Source organism: Terriglobales bacterium, from assembly GCA_035651655.1.
Taxonomy (GTDB): Bacteria; Acidobacteriota; Terriglobia; order Terriglobales; family Acidobacteriaceae; genus DASRFG01.
This window is the reverse complement of the sequence record DASRFG010000019.1, coordinates 48210-67807: the sequence shown is the minus strand read 5'-3', so window position 1 is coordinate 67807 and position 19598 is coordinate 48210. Positions and strand designations below refer to the sequence as shown.

Below are 19598 nucleotides of genomic sequence, written 5' to 3'. Positions count from 1 at the left end.
TTAGCCTCGGTCCGGCAGCCACCGCAGATGAAGCCTGCGCTCCAAAATCTCGGAATGACTGACGAATGGTTGACGAACGCCGCAGACAAGCTGGAAAAAGATGCCGAGCGTAACGATGGCGGCGACTCAGCGCTTTACAAGTTGGGTCACGGGAGCGCTGACCAAAAAGGATTGTTTCGACGCTCCTATACCGATCCGAATTTCATGGCCAAGGTTCTGCCGCAGATATTCCGCTGTTGTCACACTGACGATTACCCGGGTGTGAGGGTCACCATCCTCTATGACGATGGGAGCCGGACGGTCATTTCCTCGCACTCTCAGAGCGAGTTCATGTTGCCTTGGAAAGTGGAAGACGGAGACGCGACTGTAGAAACATTCAACAAGAACATCTCGGTGGCTCTAGCCGCAATCATGCCCAAGAAAGCGACCAATCGTGTGCGTATCTCCGGCCAAGGGTTGGACCTCGCGCTCGCGTGGGTCGTCATGGATGCCATTGAGGGTGATTGGAACCTTTCTAACGTCAAAGCGCACGCGAACAAAGCACTTGTGAAGATCGGTAATGTCTACAAAATCCTCAGCGCAGACATCAACCCATACCACGATGTGACGTTTGGCATTTACGTTAAGGACGGTAAAGGCGAAGGAGAGGAAGACCTCCACCTCGAACTGAGGCGATCTGACTTTCCACAGGAGTTTGCAGTTACAGCGCTACTCCTCTACAGAGACGGGACAGTATTGGGGGTTGATGAGTTCTTGCAGGATGCATCCCGGTATGAGGACCTAGCATTGTCGGTTCCGTGGCTTTCAAAGTTGCGGGAAAAATATCCGAAGTGGGGAACGTCGCTGCTTTGGGTTCACGACAAATCTCTCAGCGATAAGGCACTTCAAAACTTTGCTGCTGACATGCACTCACTTGGGAAGGATGCGCTGGTAAACGAAGTACGGCAGGTGCAATCGCAGGTGGCAGTTCTGAATGTCAGTTACGGCGATTGGTGGTTGGTCCTGCCAGATCGGCGCATGATTCTGTGGCGCTACGAGTCAGTCATGGGCCTCCTAGGATGGAAGAAGTCCGATTTCTCTGCTCACGAGTGCACCGACTACCAAGCCAACAACGGCGGATGCGTGGGGGCGCTCATCTCACCCGATGGTGACCTTGTTAAGTGAGGCGAACTGATCCACTCACGCGATAGTTAGTGAAAAACCACGATTAAAATCGGGGAATCAAGGCCTAGCGCATTGCAGGGAACTCATTTCACCTAGGTAGCCTTCTTTATCTGGGGTTCCAAAGTAGCGATAAACGAAACCCTTATTGAAGACGCCAACGACACGCGACGGGCTTTGACCAAGCATCACGCGCCAAACTATAGCTCGCACTTTCGGTCCTGTTCTCTGACGGTTTGCTCTACTCCAAAAACTCCGGTTTTTTGAACACCACTAAACCATCACTATTCACCGTCTTACAGGAACTCGGCACTGAAAATGGATTTTGTTGGCGTCCCCGACGGGATTTGAACCCGTGTTACCGCCGTGAAAGGGCGATGTCCTAGGCCGGGCTAGACGACGGGGACGAGCAGGGCGGGACCGTTCTACTGGAACCTTCCGATGGTAACAGCGCCCCAAATGGAGTGTCAAAACTGTCTCCTAAAGCGCACGGCATGATCATCTCTCGACTGCGGCCCGCAACCGCCCAGAAGAGTTTAGAATTGGAGAGTTGTTCGGCTTTTTTGCGCCGTGAAAGTGCAGTGGCACAAAAGAGAATGGCCGTGGCAGACACCCTCAATCTCAATCTCTGGTACCCGAGCTTCTCGCTCGAGGAGATGATGCCGCGCGCTCTCTCCGTTATGCGGCAATTCCATTTCTCGGCCGAGCGTCCCGGAATCACTTACTTGTCTGTTCATCCTTTCTCCTGGAACGAGCCGACGATTCTCGAGCAACGGTTTTCGCCCGGTGTAGATCCGCAAGCGGCAGTTGAGCTTGCATCCGATCTGCTGCATGACGATTACGCCTACATGTTTGAGGCGTTTTGGGATTTGTGGTTGCTCGACGAAACCACGCAGGATTGGACAGTGAAACCGCAGCAAGTGAAATTCATCGTGCACGGCTCCGAGTTTGAAGAGGGGACGTACAAAGATGACGGGCACATACAAGTAGATTTCGGGATTGATTCGCCCTTTTTACAAGAAGACGTCAAGCTGACGCCGTTCAACGAAGCTCGCGTCCGCGCCAACGTTCAGAAGCTGGTGGAATTCACCAACAAAATCGAGAAGAACGCCGGGATCAGCGGTCGCGTGCTTTGGTCAGAGTCAGAAGAGAATTTGGCGCAGAAGCTGGTCGCTCGCCTGCAGAAAGTGCAATAACCAACTGCAATCAACCACAGAGAGCACAGAGGAACACAGAGATCTTCAAATTACTTAGTGGAGCTCTCATTCTCAGACTAGAAAGTCCTTCACCGTGACCTCTGTCCTCTGTGGACAGAAAGGCTCACGAAGTTCTTGTGCCCTTTGCGGTGCGTTCTTAAACCACAGAGAGCACAGAGGAACACAGAGATTTTTACATTGCTTAGTGGAGCTCTCATTCTCAGAGTAGAAAGTCCTTCTCCGTGACCTCTGTGTCCTCTGTGGTTAAAATGAGCTATTTAGTCCTTCCCGCTTCCCCCTTCAACTGCTCACCCGCAGCCGCTTGCGCCGCCGCCAAACGCGCCGTCAGCACGCGAAAAGGTGAACACGAAACATAGTTGAGCCCCACCTGATGACAGAACTCCACCGAAGAAGGGTCCCCGCCATGTTCGCCGCAGATGCCGACTTTCAGGTTGGGACGCCCCTTGCGCCCGCGCTCCGTTCCCATGCGGACCAGCTGTCCCACGCCTTCGCGGTCGAGTGCGGCAAACGGATCCTGCTTGAGAATCCCCTCCGCCAGATACGCAGGCAGGAATTTGTTGATGTCATCACGTGAGAAGCCGAAGGTTGTCTGCGTGAGATCGTTGGTGCCGAACGAGAAAAACTGCGCTTCTTTCGCGATCTCTTCCGCAACCAGCGCCGCGCGCGGCAGTTCGATCATAGTGCCGACCAGGTATTCGACCCGCCTTTCTTTTTCCGCGAACACCTCTTCGGCCACCCGCACCACGATCTCCTTTTGGTTTGCCATTTCTTTGAGCGTGCCAACTAGCGGAATCATGACCTCTGGATAAACCTTCACGCCCTCCTTCGATACAGCGACTGCGGCCTCGAAGATGGCGCGGGCCTGCATCTCCGTGATTTCCGGATAAGTAATTCCCAATCTGCATCCCCGATGCCCTAGCATGGGATTGAACTCGTGCAACTCCTCCACCCGGCGCAGCATAGTGCGAAGTTCGCGCAGCTTGGAGGAACGAGGCTTGGTCGCCTCCAGCACCGCAATTTCCACCATCAGGTCTTCGCGCCGCGGCAGAAACTCGTGGAGCGGCGGATCGAGCGTACGGATGGTCACCGGAAATCCATCCATGGCGCGAAAGACGCCGATAAAGTCAGAACGCTGCATGGGCAGCAGCTTTCGCAAGGCCATGCGGCGGTCTTTTTCGTTGTTCGCCATGATCATGGCCCGGATGTGGGGAATGCGGTCCTCGGCGAAGAACATGTGCTCGGTGCGGCACAGCCCAATTCCTTCAGCGCCGAAGGCCCGCGCCTGGATGGCGTCGCGCGGAATGTCCGCGTTCGCGCGTACGCCCAGCTTGCGGAACGGTTCCGCCCAGCCCATCAGCTTCATCAGCTCGGGATCATCGGGCTTGGCCTCCACCGTATTCAGCTTGCCCTTGATAACCCGTCCGGTAGTGCCGTCGAGAGAGATCCAGTCGCCATCTTTCAGCACTTGGCCTTTCACCCGCATCTCGTGCGCTTTCTCGTCCACTTCGATATCGCCCGCGCCAGCCACGCAGCACTTGCCCATGCCTCGAGTGACCACCGCAGCGTGGCTAGTCATGCCACCGCGCGAGGTTAGAATCCCGGCGGCCACTTCCATGCCGTGAATATCTTCCGGAGTGGTTTCAGCGCGCACCAGGATCACCGGCGTCTTCTTGTCCTTGCTGGTTTTTTCTACGGCTTCATCGGCCGTGAACACAATCTGACCTACAGCCGCACCCGGCGACGCCGGCAGGCCCGTAGCCAATACTTCGATCTTTACATTCTTCTCATCCAAACGCGGTACCAGAAAATCGTAAAGTTGGTTGGGCTCCACGCGGAAAATCGCTTCTTCCTTGCTGATCAACCCCTCTTCCACCATCTGTATGGCCACGCGGACCGCTGCCCGTCCGGTGCGCTTTCCGTTGCGGGTTTGCAGCATGTACAGGCGGCCTTCCTGGATCGTAAACTCGAAATCCTGCAGGTCGCGATAGTGCTTCTCCAGCCGTGTAGTGATGTCGCGGAGTTGGCTGTACACATTCGGCATGACCTTGTTCAGTTCGGAAATGGGGACGGGTGTGCGTATGCCAGCCACTACGTCCTCACCCTGCGCATTCATCAGGAACTCACCGTAGAATTCCTTGACTCCGGTTGCCGGATTGCGGGTGAAGCCCACGCCCGTACCGCTGGTCTCGCCCAGGTTGCCGAACACCATCGCCTGAACGTTTACCGCCGTCCCCAGATCATCGGAAATATTGTTAATGCGACGGTAGTGCTTGGCGCGATCGTTGTTCCAGGAGCGGAATACGGCATCGCGCGCCGCCACTAGCTGCTCATGTGGGTCCTGCGGAAAGTCGCGCTTGGCGTGTTTCTTCACCACATTCTTGTAGTCTTCAATCACTTCCTGCAATGCGCGCGCATCCAGATCGGTATCGAGCTTGGCTTTCTTTTGCTTCTTTTTTGCGTCGAAAACCTCATCGAATGCGGGCTTGGGAATCTCCAGTACCACGTTGCCGAACATCTGAATCAGCCGGCGATACGAATCGTACGCAAAACGGGGATTATTGCTGCGCCGCGCCAAGGCTTCCACACTCTCATCGTTCAGGCCGAGGTTCAGGATGGTATCCATCATCCCTGGCATGGAAAACTTTGCGCCCGAGCGAACGCTTACCAGCAGCGGGTTTTCACCCGTTCCCAGCTTCTGGCCCTGTAGCTTCTCCAGACGCGCAAGGGCCTCTTGCATCTGTCTCTCGATTTCGGCAGACACTTTCGCTGTTCGCATGTATTCCCGGCAAGCTTCAGTCTGGATAGTGAAACCCGGGGGGACCGGCAGCCCGGCATTGGTCATCTCCGCTAATCCGGCGCCCTTGCCGCCGAGGTCGTCCTTCATTTTCCCATTGCCGTCAGCTTTGCCACCTCCAAAGAAATACACGTACTTGGTGGCTGGTGCCTTCATCTCCATTACGCCCTTATCTAATTCGGTAATTGTCTGAGTGCTCATATTTTCCTTTTCTCAAGTTAAGAACTTTTGCTCTCGGTCACGATCTCTGAAAAATCAGCGATTGTTGAAAATTCCTTTAGAAGGGTCTGCAGTAGCGCGAGACGATTGGCGCGGAGGCGCTCGTCTTCTACCATCACCATGACCTTATCGAAAAACGTATCTACCGCGGGCCTGAGTCGGGAAATCTCGATCAGCGCCTGCGCATAGTTCCCCTCGGCACGCAATTTGCGGACCGATTCGGCCGTTCGCGGCAGCAACTCGGCCAGATTGACCTCTGCCGGTTCCTGTAGTGACCCGGCGTGGAAACTCCCAGCCGGTGCGCTGCCGGCCTCGTGGGCCTGCCGAAGAATATTCTTCATTCGCTTAAAGGCCACGGAAATGGACGCGAAATCGGGTGAGGACCTCACGACGGTGACTGCTTCCGCGCGTGCCACCGCATCTACCACGTCGTCGAAGCCGGCCGCCAGCACGGCATTCACCACGTCGTACGCAAAGCCTCGGGCGTCGCGCATATAGAACTCCAGGCGTTCGCGAAAGAAACCTCGTACTGAGCCGGCGAAATCGGCGTTCGTGAATTTCTTCTCCGCTGGCCCCTGGCTATACCCTGCCCGGGCATCTGCCATTAAATCGCTCAGGCTCATGGCAAGTTTCTTCTCGGCAATGGTCTTTACGATTCCATTGGCCTGACGTCTTAGCGCGAAGGGATCTTTCGAGCCCGTCGGTTGCAACCCCAGTGCAAACATTCCGGCAATGCTGTCGGCTTTGTCTGCAATCGAGAGTACCGCTCCCTCAAGAGTCCGCGGGACCGAGTCTTCCATCGAAACCGGTTTGTAATGTTCGTAGATGGCATCGGCGATTAACTGACGGACGTCCTCTGCCATGTCGTGATCGAGAGTCTGCACTCGCGCGTACAGTCCTCCGACAATACCTTGCAGTTCGGTGAACTCTTTCACTAGTTCGGTAGTGAGATCGGCCTTGGCCAGCAATGCAGCTTTATGGAGAACTCCGGGACGAATTGGAACTCCCGCATCCTTGAGCACTCCTGAAACGTGGCTCGCCAGGCGCTGCGTTCGAATGGTTTTGTCGTAGTAACTGCCCAGGTCCTTCTGGAAAGTCACCTGTTTGAGCATGGGAACGCGCTCGCGCAACGGAATTTTCTGATCAGTCTGCCAGAAGAAGCGGGCATCATTGAAGCGGGCGCGCAGCACGCGCTCGTGCCCATGCCGAATGACGTCGGCTGACTCGGCGCCGGTATTCAGGACGGCCAGGAAATGCGGCAGGAGCCTGACGCTGGAATCTTCCACTGCAAAGTATTTCTGGTGGTCGCGCATCACCGTGACCAGCACTTCCTCAGGCAAGTCCAGAAATTCTGGATCAAATCCGCCCACAATCACTGAAGGCCACTCGGTAAGATTGACCACCGTATCGAGTAAATCTTTGTCCTCCCGCCAACGGGCGCCGGTAACGGTGCGTGTCGCGGCGTCCAGAGCCTTGCGAATGCGGTGCTCTCGAGTCTCACGCTTGGCCACAACTGCGACGTTTTCGAGGGACGGCTCATAGTCCGCCGGCCTGCGTATGCGCACGGCCTTGCCCAGCGTTCTATGCCCGCGAGATTCCGATCCCGCACGGATTCCAGCGAATTCGAGCGGCACCACCTGCTCGTCAAGCATCGCGACCAGCCATCGCACCGGCCGGATGAATCGCTCGCCCTTGGAGCGCCAGTACATGCTCTTGGGCCAATAAATCGAGCTGATCTCTTTCGGCAGAAGTTCGGCCAAAATCTCGTCAGCCCGGCGGCCTTTCTTGCGGACAACGGCCGTGAGGTACTCGCCTTTCGGTGTATTGACCCGGTCGATTTTCGAAAGATCCAGATCAACTTTTTTGGCAAAGGCGTGTGCCGCGGGAGTTGGCTGTCCGTTGTTAAAGGCAACTTTCACCGCTGGCCCGGTGACCTGCTCTTCGGTGTCGGGCTGCTGACTGGGTATCCCCGGGGCTAGTATCGCAAGCCGCCGCGGAGTATCAAAACTCACGATAGCGCCACCAGATTGAAGCTGCTCCCGCTGAAGCAGCTTTTGCACACGCTCGCGCAGCTCCAGCGACGCGGCATCAATCATCCGCGCCGGAATCTCTTCGCATCCGATCTCGAGCAGAAAATCAGGCAAATTGCTTCGCTTTCTTTCGATCAGACTTTGTCTTTTTTTCCGGCTCCGCCTCTGCCGGCACTTCAGCAGGCGTCCGCTGCTGATCGATCCACGCTTGCGCAATACCCACCGCGAGCGCTCGAATGCGCGCGATCACACCCACCCGCTCGGTCACCGAAATTGCTCCTCGCGCGTCGAGAACATTAAACAAATGCGAACACTTCAGACACAATTCATATGCCGGCAGCACCGGAAAACGCGTGTGGTCCTTTTTCTCATCTTCATCCCCTGCACGTTTTCCGTCGGAACCCTTGTCTACTTCCGCTTTGAAGTCAGCATACGCGTCCAGCAGCGCGCGACATTCAGCTTCATCGAGGCGCAGGTGTTGCCAGGTTTTCTCCACATCGGCCAACTCAAAGTTGTAGACCGAGAATTGCACTTCTTCAGCCAGCCGAACATCGCCATAGGTCACTACACCACCGCTCTGCTCTCGTGCCCACACGATGTCATAAACGCTGTCCACATCCTGAAGGAAGGCGGCAAGGCGTTCCAGCCCATAGGTTAATTCGGCAGAAATGGGCTCTAAGTCCACTCCCCCACACTGTTGAAAATAGGTGAACTGCGTGACTTCCAAGCCGTCGAGCATTACCTGCCAGCCGATCCCCCACGCTCCCAGGGTCGGCGATTCCCAATTGTCCTCTTCGAACTTGATGTCATGCTGTCGCAAATCAATCCCGATTGCCGCCAGCGATTCCAAATAAAGGTCCTGCACATTTTCCGGAGGCGGCTTCAAGATGACTTGCAACTGCGTGTGCTTGTACAGCCGATTGGGATTCTCACCATAGCGCCCATCCGCCGGCCTTCGCGAGGGCTGCACATAGGCAACTCTGTAGGGTTGTGGCCCGAGCACCCGCAGGAAAGTTTCCGGCGCCATGGTGCCTGCGCCCACTTCCAGATCGTACGGCTGCTGCAGCACGCATCCGCGCTCGGCCCAGAAGCTCTGCAGCCGCAGGATCAATTCCTGATACGTCGGCGGATTCTTAGCCGTTGCGCTCATGACTGTCAGGGATATAACTATTTAGATCTTGTGCAGCATTCCAGCCGTTACCAGCTTCTTCTCGATGTGCCGCTCGAGCGTCTGCACCAGAAATCTACGCAGGTCTGCTGCACGTGCCTTGGGCCACTCCAGAGCGGCAAAACGATCAAGGGGCGCGTGAAACATCTCACCCGCAAGCGCCCGGGACTCGGCCGAAATCTCCGACGACGCCAGTCGCTTATCAGAGGCACACATTAGACCGTCGGTCAGCGCATGAAAGTACGCGCGGCCACCATTCAGCGCCGAGCCACAAACCATACACTCGCCTAACTCTGGCAAAAAGCCCACCAGCCGCGCAATCCACAGCTCAAAATAGGTCAGTGGCATCCAGATGCGGTCATTACGCAACTGCTCCAATGCCGCCAAAGCCAGCCTGAAAATCGCGTCATTGGCTTCGCGGTCGGGCAAGAGTTCGTCCAGTAACTCGGCCACGTGCGCCAAAGCCACCGCGCGCGCATAGCTCACCTGATCTGCCAGGGGAGACTGCAATACTTCGCATGAATCAATACGCGCCAGCTCCTGGCGCTCCCGGTCCTCGTAATAAACCCGTACCCAGGTGAGCGGCTCCAGTGCTCCACCAAACCGCCGCTTCGACTTCTTGGCAGATCGGGCGACCCCCCGAACCTTACCTTCCGCCCGGGTGAAAAACGTCACCAGCAGGTCCGCTTCTCGCAGCGGGTACGTGCGTAGAACAATGGCCTCGGAGTCCTTCAGCGGCATGGAAAAGTACCGCTCCCGGCGCGTTTCCTGGCGCCCGTATGCTGACGCTGTGTAATGACCTGAAATTTCATTCTAACTGGAGCGATGGTGGATGGGAAGGCATGAAGGTCGAATTCACGACCCTGGTTGTCATTCGGCAGAACCAGAAAAAACGACGGCGCACACCCGCGCTTTAATAAGCACGAAATGTGCGCCGAATCTGGTTTGCGCAGGACTAAGCTGGCGTGCGGCCGTAGTATGCGGCGTTGCGCTCCGTGAACGCTTTCCACTTTTCCGGCAGGTCATCCAAGGCGAAGATCGCCGACACCGGGCACACTGGAACACAGGCGCCGCAATCAATGCACTCCACCGGGTCAATGTAGAGCATCTCCTCGCTCGCGTACGCCGGTTCATCCTTTTTCGGATGGATGCAGTCCACGGGGCAAGCGTCCACGCAAGCGGTGTCCTTGGTTCCGATGCACGGTTCTGCGATTACATAGGCCATGAGCTTTGTGTCTCCCTTTAGGACGGTGCAATAGGGCTCGCTAAACCCCTTATTTTAGCAAGAATGCCACGCCTGATGTATAGCGAAAAGGCTATTCTGCGGCCCCATGCAGCGCATGGCTAAATTTCTGCGTTCAGCAGCAATGGGGGTCGCGTTAGCACGCGTTCTTGCGCCTGGGTGACAGGGCCTACGCCGGCACCAACTCCCGCTGCTCGCTGGGCTGATATTCCGTAATAAAACCGGCCACCGCGCTCGCTGCGACCGTCAGAGGGCTCGCGAGATACATCTGCCCCGGGCCGCTGCGCCCCGGGAAGTTCCGGTTCTGCGCGCTGATCACGATCTGGTCGGGGCGAGTAGAAACCCCCGGTCCGGCGTTGATACAGGCTCCGCAACTGGGCTCAATCACAATCGCTCCCGCCCGCTTGAAGACGTCTAAATAGCCCTTGCGAATGCAATAATCTCGCGTCTCCTGCGATCCAAACTGAATATAGAACCTGCAGCTGCCCGCCACGCGCTTGCCTTGCTTGAGCGCGTCGGCGAGCACGCGAGCATACATATCCATGTCTTCATTCTTGCCGGCAGTGCACGTGCCGCCGTAGGCGATCTCAACCGGCACCGGCGTATTTAGGTCGCGGATGAATTTGCCGTTTCCCGGATCCCCAGGCGTGGCCACCATGGGGAAAATCTGGTCCGCATCCAGTTCGATGACCTGGGCATACTGCGCACCCGGATCGCTGTTCAGTCCTTCGATTAGCTGTTGCGCTTTATTGCGATCCATTCCTCGGCGCTCCACCAGGAAATCGACTACCTTGTTGTCAGGCGCCACAATGCCGGTAAATCCACCGATCTCGGCCGCCATATTCGTCATGGTGGCGCGCTCGTCCACGCTGAGCTCTTCAATGGCCTCGCCGGCATACTCCATGACTTTGGCCAACGCCTTGCCGCTGCGAACGTAATCGAGCGCCAGCAATTGCAGGATGAAGTCTTTGGCCGTCACGTTGGGGCGGCGCTTCCCGCGGATGACTACCTTTACGCTCTCCGGCACCTTCACTCGTACATCTTTGGTGATCCAGGAATTGAATACATCCGTGGTGCCGATGCCGAACGCAACGCAGCCCATCGCGCCCACGTGGGGCGTATGCGAATCCGAGCCGACATTCAACTGCCCCGGCAGCGCGTAGCTCTCCAGAACCAGCGAGTGGCAAATGCCCTCCGAACCTTTGCGATCGCGCAATTCGCCGTGCAACTTGATGCCACGCGACTTGGCGAAATCTTCCTGCTTGAGCTTCAGTTGGGTAGCAAGATCAAGCAGCCCCATCTTGCGCTTCTCTTCGGAGAGCACTTCGTCGAGAAACGTCAGGTGATCGCGGAAAAAAAGCACGCTGCCAGCATCGTTGACCGGCGCATCTTTGCCGACGAAATGCTCAAAAAAGATAGAAGCCATGGGCGTGACGTACTCGTGGCTGAAGCGTAGATCAGTACGCGCGAAACCCGCATCTCCGGGCTTGACTGCGGGCACGCCTATTTTGTCTCCGCCGGCGATCATGTGCCGAGCAAAGATCTTTTCTGCCACGGTCATCGGCCGAGCCTTGGTTTCAATCGGCGGTAAAAAAACCTTGCCCTGCATGCGCGCCACGTTAAATGGGAACAGGCCGCCGTGCTCGATGATTTGCCGCGTGATCTCATCTTCGCCCTGCGTGAACTCGGACAGCGGAATCTCCTCACCCGCGCGGATCTTGTCAATCAGCCCGAAATTCGTGGATGTGAGCACGCCCAGGTTTTGGCAATTCTGCTTGTAAATGCGCTCGATATTTTCCGCGATCACCAGCTGAATGCCGGCGCTTCGCTCCGCGTATGGCGACTGCTCCCGGCTGGAGCCCTTCCCGCGCCGCTTCCCGCTCACCGCGGCCACGAAGCCGCCCTTTTTTACGTCGCCGCGTTTGATCGGCAGCTCGCTGCCGCATTTCAACCCGGTATAGGGAAACTCCCCCAAAGTTTCGTCAAAGAAAAAGCAGATGTGTGCCGGGGTGATCTCGTCGGTCGAAATGTCGTCCCGAAGCTTGGGATTGTTGGCTGGATTTTTCGTGTCCCAGGGCAGGTCTTCGCCCGCGAGCTGGCGCTTGATCAGTTCCGGGTCTTCGGTGAGGAAAAGAATCCGGCCCCGCAAGCGGACCCGATCAGGCCGTTTTTCAATCTTTCGATCCAGAAGCGACGCAGTCATAACTTCATCTCAGCGGGAGCCGTACCAGCCGCCCGCCCCTATTTGGATGCGGGCAGCAATACACATATTCTACGCCCGTCCAAGAAGGCCTCCGCCCAGGCGCCTTGGTCGCGCTTCGCGGGCGTCTGCTGGCCGATTTGCGCCTTTTCATTGACCGTTTCCCGCGGTCAGCCTAACATTTCCGCCAGTGGCTACTCCCTTCCAGCCTCTCGGCCAGACGGTTTCGCACTATCGCATCCTCCGCAAAATCGGGGGTGGTGGCATGGGAGTTGTGTATGAGGCGGAGGACCTCCGCCTGGGTCGGCACGTTGCGCTCAAATTTCTCCCCGAGGAACTCGCCCAGGACACGCAGTCGCTGGAGCGCTTCGAACGGGAAGCTCGCGCGGCTTCGGCGCTGGATCACCCGAACATCTGCACCGTCCACGATTTCGGCGAGCATGAAGGCCAGCGCTTCATCGTAATGCAGTACCTGGAAGGCGAGACCCTCAAGCACAAGATCGCAGGCAAGCCGCTCGAGACCGAGACCGCACTCGAACTTGGAATCCAAATCTCGGACGCACTTGATGCCGCACATGCAAAGGGCATCATTCATCGCGATATCAAACCTGCCAACCTCTTTGTAACCACTCGTGGTCAGGCGAAAATACTCGACTTCGGGCTGGCGAAGGTTTCTACCGATAAGCAGGTAATGGGTGCCACGGCTGCGACCCAGGATGTTGCCGAGGAGCACCTCACCAGTCCAGGCACCGCCATCGGCACTGTAGCTTATATGTCCCCCGAGCAGGTCCGCGGCAAGGAACTAGACGCTCGCACAGACCTGTTCTCCTTCGGCGCCGTCCTGTACGAGATGACGACGGGCGCTCTTCCTTTCCGCGGCGACACGGCTGGCGTGATCTTCGAATCGATACTTAACCGAGCTCCGACATCGGCAGTCCGGATCAATCCTGAGATTCCCGTCGGCCTCGAGCAGGTCATCAGCAAGGCACTGGAGAAGGACCGAGAGATCCGCTATCAGTCCGCCGCCGAGCTCAGGGCTGATTTGAAGCGGCTAAAGCGCGACACAGAATCTGGAAAGCTCCTGGCCGCGCAGACTGCTGGCCGCACGTCGCCGCTTGATTTCGCGCGTAGCATTCCCATCCGTATTGGGCTGGGCATACTCGCATTGGCACTGGTTGTCGTGGGATGGTACTTCTTCCCCGGCCGCAGATCCGAAACATCGCCGAGCCCCGCATCCACTTCCGCCCCGACTGCAAGTTCTCCGCAAACTATGGCCGTTCTCCCATTCCGCGATCTTTCCGGGCAGGCTGGAAGTGACAGTTGGGGAATCGGCATGGCAGACGCCGTCATCAGCCGCCTCGCCTCGCTGCACAACCTTGCCGTCCGCCCTACAAGTTCTGTTCTGAAATATGTGAAGCAGAGCACAGATCCTGTGCAGGCGGCAAAAGACCTCGGCGTGCAATCGGTTCTCGACGGCACCTACCAGCGTTCGACCGGAGTCGTACGCGTCTCCCTGCAGCTCATCGATGCACAGACAGGGGCGACGAAGTGGGCACAGCGTTACGACTTGCAAAGCGGAGAAATGTTTAAGTTCGAGGATGAACTTGCAACCCGCGTCATTCAGGGACTGGCAGTACAGGTCTCTCCTGCGGAACAAAGCTCTCTTCAACAGCCGGCGACGAACGTTCCCGAAGCTTACAACGAGTATCTGCAGGCACGTTTCTACCGCAATGAATATTTCATCCGCTCCGATTTGGCCACTATCCAAAAAGCCCAAAGCTTCGCCCAGCGGGCCGTCTCGCTTGATCCCAATTTCGCCGATGCATATGCACTGCTGGCGTTCTTATACAACTTGGAGGGCATGAATTTCAGGGAGAATGCCCGGAAGAATCTGCAGTTAGCGACAGAAGCGGCCCAACGTGCCCTTCAACTGAATCCACGCTCAGTGGAAGCCTTGGTCTCGCTCGGTGCAATTTACGGTGAGCAGGGGCGGAATTCGGAAGCAATCTCTACCCTGCGCCAAGCTGTGGCACTCGCACCCAACGTTGAATACGCCTGGGCTTCACTGGGCTATGCTTACCATTACGCCGGGCTGCTTGATTCGGCCGAGAAAGCCTTCCGACAAAGTCGCGACCTGAACCCAACTCTTCCCAGGGCCAATTGGATGCACGGCCGAATGCTTCTCTATCTCGGCCGACCGCAGGAAGCAGAACAGGAGGTCAGGCAAGCATTGGCCAGTAATCCTGATCAGTTCAAGCTCTTAGCATTCCTTGGTGAGTTCTTGTACTACCAGGGTAAGTTAAAAGAGGCCGAGCCTCCCCTCCTCCGCTCGGTGCAGCTCGGCGGAAAAAGCGGAGATGACATACCGCTCTGGTTCGCCGCTTTTCTCTATGCATCTCAGGGGAAGAGAGAAAAAATCGACCCTCGTTTATTCGCTTACCGTCCGCAACAAGTGATAGACGGAGATCTCGCGTATTGGGCTGGAGGGATGTATGCCCTCCTTGGGGAGAAACAACAGGCTATCTCGTGGCTGAGGCGAGCGGTTGAGCTCGGGAATCTCAATTATCCATGGTTTGAGCACGACAAGAACTACGATAACCTGCGGTCCGATCCTCAGTATCAGAAGATCATGGGCGAGGTTCGCGGCCGCTGGGAGCAGTACAAACAGGAGTTCAATACCACCTAGCCCACGCTAGCTCTCCCGCGTCCTTACATACTCCTCCACCGACGGCAGCTGTTCCAGTCCTTCTCCTCGAAACACAGCATCGAACTCGCGCAACAATTCCGCATGAATCAGCCCGTTGCTGGCGAGGGTTTCGCGGCTGTTGATCTCGAATGGCTGTCCCGTAAATCCGCTCACCTGACCGCCCGCCTCTTCCACCAAAAGCACGCCCGCAGCCGTGTCCCAGGGATTGAGGTTGAACTCCCAAAAACCGTCGAACCGTCCGCACGCCACTGCGGCCAGGTCCAGTGCCGCCGACCCGGCCCGCCGCACTCCGTGCGTCTTCAAGGTGATCTGGTGGTAGAAGTAGATGTTGGGATTTTTGTGCCGCTTCTGGCTGGGAAATCCGGTGGCGAGCAAGCTTTCCGCCAGCCGCGGCACGCTGGAAACGTGGATCTTCTCACCATCCAGGAATGCTCCCCGTCCGCGCTCCGCCGTGTATAGCTCGTTGCGAGTGGGATCAAAGATGACGCCAGTGATCAGTTCGCCCTGAAACTCGAGCGCTATAGAAACGCAGAATACTGGATACCCGTGCGCAAAATTCGTGGTGCCATCGAGCGGGTCAACATACCAGCGATAATCGCTTCCTTGCTCGGTGCGGGTGCCTTCCTCGCCCATCAGGTTGTGCTTGGGCCAGCGGCTGCGGATACGCTCAAAGATCAGCTTCTCAGCCGCGCGATCGGCCGCGGTGACCACGTCCACGTCGCCCTTGTACTCGACCTTGACGCGCTGACGAAAAAAATCCATCAGCAGGGCTCCAGCTTCCCGCGCCACCTCGCAGATAGGCGACAAAAACTCGGACCGCGATTCCCCGGATGAAGACGAGCCTTTCGCTTGCGCCATTCAGGGTTTCCGCCGCCCGCTGTCTTCGGCGATATACATGATTTGGTGTTTGAAAATGAACAGGTTGGGGGCGCCTTCCCGGGTCACGCGCACCATATTCTTGTCGTAGTACTCGATCCAGCCCTTTACTATTTCTCCGTCAATCAGCTTCACTACGACGGGCTTTTGCTTCTCACCCAGGCTCTTCAGATACGCCGACTCTTCGTAAGTCTCTTCCGGCGGCGGATTCTTGCCTTTCTTCGAGGGACGCGGAATTCCACGGAACGACATGGCTACATTCTACACGTGCAGCCAATCCGACTACATAGCACCCACGCGAGCACAAAAAACCACCAGCTCCCGAGGGAACTGGTGGCGTCACACAAATAGTCAATCACCTTCAGCCTAGAACGTAAATCTCATCCCGAACTCGATCTGACGCTGAGCACCCAATGAATAGACGCCCGTGCCGTTGCCGACTCGGAATGATTCGTTATCCGCTTTGGTAGTGCCATTGATTGCGCCCGAACCCGCTCCAGATAACAATCCATTCATCGTGTTCGGCGGCAGGTTGAAGTTGCTGAAATTAGGCAGATTGTAGAAGCCCACGCTGGGTTCAATTGTGTACCGCTCCGCAAACGTATGCCTCCACGCTAACTTCAAATCCATGGCCCGCAACCAGGTAAAGTTGACCTGGCTTCCCGGTGTGTTCGAGGAGCAGCTCGGATCCACCGCTGGCGGTGCAAGACAAACGTGTGATGCAACGCCGCCCAAAGCTTGCAATTCGGCTGCAGTCATCAGGCCGGCCTGGATCAGGGTCTGGCCTGCAGGAGTGGGTTGGTTTGCGATGTTGTTGTTGTAATTGTTGATCAGGTTATTCAAGCTGCCGGCATCCACTCCGCGGTCGAACTGCCCGAAGTGCGTGCCGGGAAGTGGATCTCCGATCGTACCGTCACCGGTGAAGTCAGTGCGAAAGATATCGCCGATATCGCCGGTACCCGGAACAACAATCGCGCTCGCGAGAGGGCTATAGAAGTGGCTTATCAGCCCAATCCGGAAGCCGCCCGGAGCATCCACGAATCCACCGAACGATATCTGGTGAGTGCGGTCAAGCAACGCTGGCCCGTAGTATCTTCCCGGTGAGTTGTTATCGGCGGTTTGCAGCACAAAGTCTTGATCACTGTCTCCAGGAGTACCCGTTAGCTGTAGGCCACCGCTGTTCCTAAACCGTGACAAGCTGTAAGAAATTTGCAGGTTCGCGGCCTTGATCCATTTCATTGGGTTACTCACGTTTTGCGCAAGCTTCATCTGCAAAGCGTTGTAATCCGACCGCCCGATGGGCTGAAGACTGAAGAAGGACGCCTGGTTCGGATTCTTTCCACCGAACGCGCAGGGATGACCAAGTCCACCATTGGCGGCAGGCTGGTTGCAACCTACGCCGCCAATGTCGCTCGAGCTCCCCAAACCATTATTCACGTAGTCGTCTATGGTTGCGCCATGCGCGATCGCGCACGCGACGGTTGTGCAGCTGGAAAAGGAGGTATTAGTTAGCGCAATTGCTTGTTGTGCGGCCGCCGGATTGAAGGTCCTGATATCGCCGTCGCTATTCTGATCGATCGACAGCAAAGTATGCGTCTCAACATTCCGCAGGAAGTCCGCGCTGAACACCATCCCATGCCGGATTTCCCGCTGAATGCCGATGTTCATCTGTAGCGAACGAGGGGTCTTGTAATTAGGTGCAAACAGACCGGTGTTGCCTCCGCTGCCCTGTCCCGCAGTAAGGAAATTCCCGATGTAGTTCGGGTTTGGAGCCTTGAGGTCGAGCGGGTTCCCCGCTAAAACCGTCTGCCAGAATGACATGATCTGGGGAATGACAGCTCCGACCGGCTGATTGCAAATGCCCACAGGCGAAATGAACCCGCTGGGATCTGTGGATTTGCTCACCGGAACCGGCTGCGGCTGTCCTCTAAAGCAAGCACTCGTAACAGCATTAAACGCCCCGGTCTGTAGCCGAAGCGGGCGATCGAAGAGAACGTTATTCCAAATTACGTTCTCGTAGAACAGCCCAATTCCGGCACGAATGACGGTTTTTCCATTGCTCTTCGGATCCCACGCCAAACCAAGTTGCGGTGCGAAATTCAGGTTCGCCTGCTTCACCCGATTTCCCTGACCTGGGAACACAGCGTTTATGGCTGCGTCAGCCGGTAGATCGCTGTCGGTACGTCCGGTGTCCCTGTCGTAGCGCAACCCCGCGCTCAAGGTGAAATTCGGCTTGATCTTCCAAGAGTCCCCGATATAGATACCGATCCGGTTATCAGGTCCTAAACCTCCTGCTGGGAAACCGAGTGCCGGGTCAAGAGTATTGAACCCTTGACCATTGCCGACTCGGAGCCGTTGAACCGGATAATTCAGAGGATTCGATGCTCCGCCCGGAAAACTGCCTACCGGACCGGTGCTGGCAGTCCACGAAACCCGTGGCGCGGTCCCGTAGAAATCTGCGAATCCGCCTCCCTGAAGGTGGTTGAACGCAATTCCGTACCGCAAAGTGTGAGCGTGAAGAATCTTGCTGCCGTCGTATTTGATTTGGTGGTTCGATTGAGGAGTGCTTTGCGGCGCCAGCAGGTTGGGTCCCACGAAGAAGCTGCTCGAGCTCAGTTCCAGCCCGGTGCAGCACAGTGGCAGGGAGGGATTGGTTAGAGTGGCGTCCGCTATCTGATTTTGGAACTTCAAATAAGAGAAGCGGAAAGAATGGCTGAATGTTCCTTTGGCCAGGTCCAAACCAACCACGTGCTGACGGGTCACGTCTTTGTTGTCGTAAACCGAAAACCCCAGCCCAAACGTTGCTGCCAGCAAGTTCGAAAAATATGAGTAACGATAGAAAGCCTTCGCGCTGCCACCCAGGTTATAGTCCAGTTTTCCCACCAGGTTGTTCTCGCGAAATGGTTGGCTGAAACCGCCGCTAAAGGCATCAAACGGGGTTCCGGACAGGAGCACTCCTGCCAACGAATCCTGTTTCGTACGCTCACCATCCGCGAAGAAGAACAATCTGTTTTTAATGATCGGCCCACCGAAGCGCCCACCATATTGATGACGTTGGAAGTAATTGTCGTTACCGCCCGGTGCTTTCGCGGCAAAGTTGTGATCACGGATGTAGTAGAAACCTTCGCCATGGTACGCATTGGTTCCAGACTTTGTGGTCACGTTCACCGCGCCTGAAGAGGTCAGGTCCTGCGAGAGATCCAGCGAAGATTGGCTCAGCTGGAATTCATCAATCGCACTGGCCGGAATGTCAGCCGTCGTGGTTCCCACTGTCTCATCGCTCACATCCACGCCGTCAACATTGATGCGTGCGGTACGCCCGAACCTGCCGCCGAATGAAATCGACGAATAACCCGCCTTGGTGGGATCGAAATTCTGGCCGTCCTGGATTTGCACTCCCGGTTCCAGCTGTGCCAAGTCCAGGAAGTTGCGCCCGCTCACCGGCAAATTCTCGATCTGCTGTGCATTCAGCACGCCTTGAACAGTCGCCTGCTCAGTGTTTACTTGAACCTCTGAACCCTGGACCTCAACTATTTGGCTCTCTCTAAAGCGAGCTTCGCATACGCGGTCGCCGTGTTACCCACCATCACCGTGACCGGCACGCTGACAGTGCTGAATCCCTTTGCAGCAACCTGTACTTTATAGTTTCCAGGAGCCAAGGCACCGGAATTGAACGCACCAGAATTATTACTGACCGTCTCGATGTTTTGACCGGTAGCAGTATTGGTAATCGTGACCCTCGCTCCGGGAACCACCGCTCCGCTCGGATCAGTTACCGTACCTACAATGCTGCCGGTGCCCACAGTTGTCTGCGCCGACAGCAGAGAAACAAAGCTTACTAACGCAAGTACTGTCAGCAATACCAGACAAAATCGTCCCAGCTTTCTGCAATTCGCTTGGGGGATGCTCATTTTCTACCTTCCTTTTGGTTTGCCCAGTTATTGACGAAAAGATCGGCCCCAAACCCCGTGGAGCCCAGTTCC

The 19598-nt window shown here is 56.5% G+C and carries 13 protein-coding genes and 1 tRNA gene; 3 read left to right on the top strand and 11 right to left on the bottom strand.

From position 1 onward, the window contains the following. The first annotated feature begins 27 nt into the window (after positions 1 to 27). Complete coding sequence (locus tag VFA76_07745) at positions 28 to 1164, top strand: hypothetical protein (protein HZR31730.1); 1137 nt, start codon at positions 28 to 30, stop codon at positions 1162 to 1164. Positions 1165 to 1490: 326 nt separating this feature from the next. Here the strand turns inward: VFA76_07745 and VFA76_07740 are convergent. Further along, positions 1491 to 1568: transfer RNA gene (locus VFA76_07740), tRNA-Glu, on the bottom strand. Positions 1569 to 1763: 195 nt separating this feature from the next. Here VFA76_07740 and VFA76_07735 point away from each other — a divergent pair. Beyond that, positions 1764 to 2357, top strand: a complete 594-nt coding sequence (locus tag VFA76_07735) for a hypothetical protein (protein HZR31729.1) — start codon at positions 1764 to 1766, stop codon at positions 2355 to 2357. 274 nt (positions 2358 to 2631) lie between these two features. Here the strand turns inward: VFA76_07735 and ppdK are convergent, their stop codons facing one another. The 6 genes from ppdK to VFA76_07705 form a co-directional block, all read right to left on the bottom strand. Beyond that, on the bottom strand, positions 2632 to 5373 hold the full coding sequence (gene ppdK / locus VFA76_07730; GenBank protein HZR31728.1) for a pyruvate, phosphate dikinase: 2742 nt from the start codon (positions 5371 to 5373) through the stop codon (positions 2632 to 2634). 17 nt (positions 5374 to 5390) lie between these two features. Then, entirely contained in the window at positions 5391 to 7535 is a 2145-nt protein-coding gene (glyS, locus tag VFA76_07725; protein ID HZR31727.1) for a glycine--tRNA ligase subunit beta, read from the bottom strand. After that, on the bottom strand, positions 7528 to 8571 hold the full coding sequence (locus VFA76_07720) for a glycine--tRNA ligase subunit alpha (protein ID HZR31726.1): 1044 nt from the start codon (positions 8569 to 8571) through the stop codon (positions 7528 to 7530). Before VFA76_07720 ends, glyS begins: the two co-directional genes overlap by 8 nt. Before the next feature lie 21 nt (positions 8572 to 8592). Beyond that, entirely contained in the window at positions 8593 to 9330 is a 738-nt protein-coding gene (recO, locus tag VFA76_07715) for a DNA repair protein RecO (GenBank protein ID HZR31725.1), read from the bottom strand. A 214-nt stretch (positions 9331 to 9544) separates the two neighbouring features. Then, positions 9545 to 9814 (bottom strand): ferredoxin family protein, encoded by a 270-nt coding sequence (locus tag VFA76_07710; protein HZR31724.1) that lies wholly within the window; start codon positions 9812 to 9814, stop codon positions 9545 to 9547. Positions 9815 to 10001: 187 nt separating this feature from the next. Next, positions 10002 to 12035, bottom strand: a complete 2034-nt coding sequence (locus VFA76_07705; GenBank protein ID HZR31723.1) for an aconitase family protein — start codon at positions 12033 to 12035, stop codon at positions 10002 to 10004. Positions 12036 to 12222: 187 nt separating this feature from the next. On the opposite strand from VFA76_07705, the gene VFA76_07700 reads away from it, so the two are divergent. Then, positions 12223 to 14718 carry a protein kinase gene (locus VFA76_07700; GenBank protein HZR31722.1) on the top strand — a complete coding sequence of 832 codons (2496 nt, stop codon included), beginning with the start codon at positions 12223 to 12225 and terminating at the stop codon, positions 14716 to 14718. Positions 14719 to 14724: 6 nt separating this feature from the next. Here the strand turns inward: VFA76_07700 and VFA76_07695 are convergent, their stop codons facing one another. From VFA76_07695 to VFA76_07680, 4 genes are all read right to left on the bottom strand, one after another. Beyond that, complete coding sequence (locus VFA76_07695) at positions 14725 to 15597, bottom strand: inositol monophosphatase family protein (protein ID HZR31721.1); 873 nt, start codon at positions 15595 to 15597, stop codon at positions 14725 to 14727. Continuing rightward, positions 15598 to 15867, bottom strand: a complete 270-nt coding sequence (locus tag VFA76_07690) for an RNA chaperone Hfq (protein HZR31720.1) — start codon at positions 15865 to 15867, stop codon at positions 15598 to 15600. Positions 15868 to 15981: 114 nt separating this feature from the next. Beyond that, a complete protein-coding gene (locus VFA76_07685) occupies positions 15982 to 19089 on the bottom strand; it encodes a TonB-dependent receptor (protein HZR31719.1) in 3108 nt (1035 codons plus the stop codon). 56 nt (positions 19090 to 19145) lie between these two features. Next, positions 19146 to 19526, bottom strand: a complete 381-nt coding sequence (locus VFA76_07680) for a carboxypeptidase-like regulatory domain-containing protein (protein ID HZR31718.1) — start codon at positions 19524 to 19526, stop codon at positions 19146 to 19148. Between the last annotated feature and the right edge of the window lie 72 nt (positions 19527 to 19598).

Bases quoted from the DNA above. Each gene is read 5' to 3' on its own strand.
- VFA76_07680 (HZR31718.1), bottom strand. From the start codon at position 19,526: ATGAGCATCCCCCAAGCGAATTGCAGAAAGCTGGGACGATTTTGTCTG.
- VFA76_07690 (HZR31720.1), bottom strand. From the start codon at position 15,867: ATGTCGTTCCGTGGAATTCCGCGTCCCTCGAAGAAAGGCAAGAATCCG.
- VFA76_07720 (HZR31726.1), bottom strand. From the start codon at position 8,571: ATGAGCGCAACGGCTAAGAATCCGCCGACGTATCAGGAATTGATCCTG.
- recO (HZR31725.1), bottom strand. From the start codon at position 9,330: ATGCCGCTGAAGGACTCCGAGGCCATTGTTCTACGCACGTACCCGCTG.
- VFA76_07705 (HZR31723.1), bottom strand. From the start codon at position 12,035: ATGACTGCGTCGCTTCTGGATCGAAAGATTGAAAAACGGCCTGATCGG.
- VFA76_07710 (HZR31724.1), bottom strand. From the start codon at position 9,814: ATGGCCTATGTAATCGCAGAACCGTGCATCGGAACCAAGGACACCGCT.
- ppdK (HZR31728.1), bottom strand. From the start codon at position 5,373: ATGAGCACTCAGACAATTACCGAATTAGATAAGGGCGTAATGGAGATG.
- VFA76_07745 (HZR31730.1), top strand. From the start codon at position 28: ATGAAGCCTGCGCTCCAAAATCTCGGAATGACTGACGAATGGTTGACG.
- VFA76_07695 (HZR31721.1), bottom strand. From the start codon at position 15,597: ATGGCGCAAGCGAAAGGCTCGTCTTCATCCGGGGAATCGCGGTCCGAG.